The 2,464-nt window shown below is 74.8% G+C and carries 2 protein-coding genes; both read right to left on the reverse strand.

From position 1 onward, the window contains the following. Positions 1–855: hypothetical protein (locus AB0J52_RS36170; RefSeq protein ID WP_500187416.1), on the reverse strand; the 855-nt coding region annotated here is incomplete at its 3' end. Then, positions 852–2,464, reverse strand: a 1,613-nt coding sequence (locus tag AB0J52_RS36175; RefSeq protein WP_500187417.1) for an HSP90 family protein, incomplete at its 5' end; no start/stop codon positions are given. The genes AB0J52_RS36175 and AB0J52_RS36170, both read right to left, overlap by 4 nt.

The raw sequence follows: 2,464 nt of genomic DNA on the forward strand, positions 1-2,464 counted from the left end.
CTCGACCGCGCGCCGAGCCCGTTCGCGGCCATGCGGTTCGCGGTCGAGCCACCCGAGGTGCCGCTGCAGGATCTCCAGCCCGCGCGGCTCGTTCCCGGTCACCGCGCAGAACCGCACGTGCTCGGCGATGTGGGTCAGGTCGGCGAGGTTCGGCCGGAGCAGCCGGTAGGCGCGGCGGTGCGCGTCGCGCGCCTCGGCGAGCCGCCCGGTGCGCAGGTAGACCGGGAGCAGCGTGGTGAGCATGTCCTGCGGCTGCTCGGAGCAGTTCAGCTCGGCGCTCAGGACCGGCGCGGCGACGGCGAGCGCGTCCTCGTCCCGGCCGCGGTCGGCGAGGTGGTCGGCCAGCCCGGACGGGTCGCAGCCCTCGCAGTCCGAGAGCGCGTCGCGCTCGGCCGCCCGCCACTTGGCGAACAGTTCGTCGGCCGCCTCGATGTCGCCGATGTGCTGCGCCACGGCGTGCCGGTAGTGGTAGACGGCCTGGAGGCTGTGCCCGCCAAGCCGGTACCGCCGCTCCATGTCCTCCAGGACGGCGCGGGTGCGGTCGAGCGGGATCTCCGGGAACAGCGTCAGCGAGTTGACGATCCACTTCATCTGCCACAGCAGCCGGTGCTCGGCGTCGTGCCGGGCCGGGTCGCGGTCGTACTCGGCCAGGCAGCGGCTGAACGTGGTGAACGCCTTGGCGGGCTCGCCGCCGTACTGGTAGGCGGTGGTCAGCCCCATCCGGACGCGGAACGCCAGCTCGGCGTCGGCCGCGGCCTCGGCGCGGCGCAGCGCGTCCTCGACGAGGAGTGTCCTGGTCTCGCCGTAGGGCAGCTCCTCGGCGCGGGCCATCAGCTCGTAGACGTCGGCGGTCACAGGTCGGCCTCCGGGGCGGGGGTGTGCACGGCCCAGTCGAGCAGGCCGAGGAAGGAACGGTTCAGCACCGCGCTGTCGGCCGGGCGCAGCGGATGGTGGCCGAGCAGCAGCGCCTGCCCGTACAGGGCCTGCACCGCCACTTCCACCAGGGACGCCTCGGTGAGCGCGGCGATCCGCCGGGTCAGCGGGTTGCGGTGGTTCAGCACGAGCTGCGGGCGCTCGGCCGGGGCCGTCGCGCCGAGCGCGCCGAGCACGTCGGACCAGAGGTCGTCCGCCAGCTCGCGGGCCTCCTCCAGCTCGGCGCGGTGCTGCGCGGCGCGGCTGGTCAGGTACAGCGCGGGCAGCGACGCCGGGTCGAAGTCGCGGACCACGACCTCGCAGCCGAGCCGTTCGACGGCGCGCTGCGCGGCGGCCAGGAACGGCCGCAGCCGCAGCTCGGTGTCGGGGTCGACGACGCCGAAGTGGGTGGTCAGCTCGGCCGGTTCGAGGCGGCGCATCCGGGCGTCGGGGTCGATCGCGGGCAGCCGCTCGATGATCTCGGTGTCGTGCACGTAGCCGCCGTTGACCAGGCCGACGCCCTGCGCGCCGGACACGGCCGAGAGGCGGCGGAACTCGTCCACGCCGGTGACGTACCGGGCGTCCGGGTGCCGGCGGCGGAACTCGTTCAGGGTCATCGGCCCGGCGGAGGTCTCGAACTCCAGCCAGCGGTCGACGATGCGGAGCATGTCGTCGTCGTGCAGGGCCATCGCCTTCACGCCGAGCTGGTGCAGCCGCAGGAACGCGCGCATCCGGGACGGGTCGGTCTCGGCGAGCCCGACCAGCCACTGCCGGACGCGTTCGCCGAGCGCCTGCCGGGTCGCGTCGAGCAGCTCGTCCTCGAACAGGGCCTCGCGGCTGGCGGTCGGGCGCAGCTCCCCCGCGTCCACGACGCAGCGGACGAAGAACGCCCAGTCGGGCAGCAGGCCCTCGACGTTCTCGGCGAGCAGCATGCGGCGCAGGTAGACGCGGTGCGCGCCGCGCGAGGTCGGCGGGACGGCCTGCGGCAGGACGAACGCGACGCCGTTCAGGCCGGCCTCCGGGACGTCCAGGTCGATGACGTCGAACGGCTCGAACCCGAACACCTCGCGGCAGTAGGCGTCGAGGGCGCGGCGGCGGCGCGCGGGATCGGGATGCGCGGCGCGCCAGGGCGGCCCGTCCCCGGTGATCCGCACGCCTTCCACGGTCAGGTCGATGGGCAGCAGGCCGCCGTAGGCGCGGGCGAGGTCGGCGACCGTCGCGGGCGCCATCAGGTCGGACGCGCCGGGCCGCGGCCGCAGCGTCACCGTGGTGCCGGGCTCGTCGCGTTCGGCGGGCTCGACCCGGTAGTGGCCGGACGCGTTCCCGACCCACCGGACGGCCGCCCGCGCGCCCTCGCCCTCGGCCGGACGGGCGGAGCGGGTCACGACCTCGATCTCGTCCGCGACCAGGAACGCCGACAGCAGGCCGATGCCGAACTGGCCGAGGAAGTCGGACCGGGCGAAGCCGAGCTCGTCGCGCTTGGAGGACCGGCCGATCGTGGCCAGCAGCCGGTGCACCTCGTCCTCGGTGAGGCCGATGCCGTCGTCGTGGA

This window comes from Spirillospora sp. NPDC049652 (genome assembly GCF_040675125.1).
Classification (GTDB): Bacteria; Actinomycetota; Actinomycetes; order Streptosporangiales; family Streptosporangiaceae; genus Spirillospora.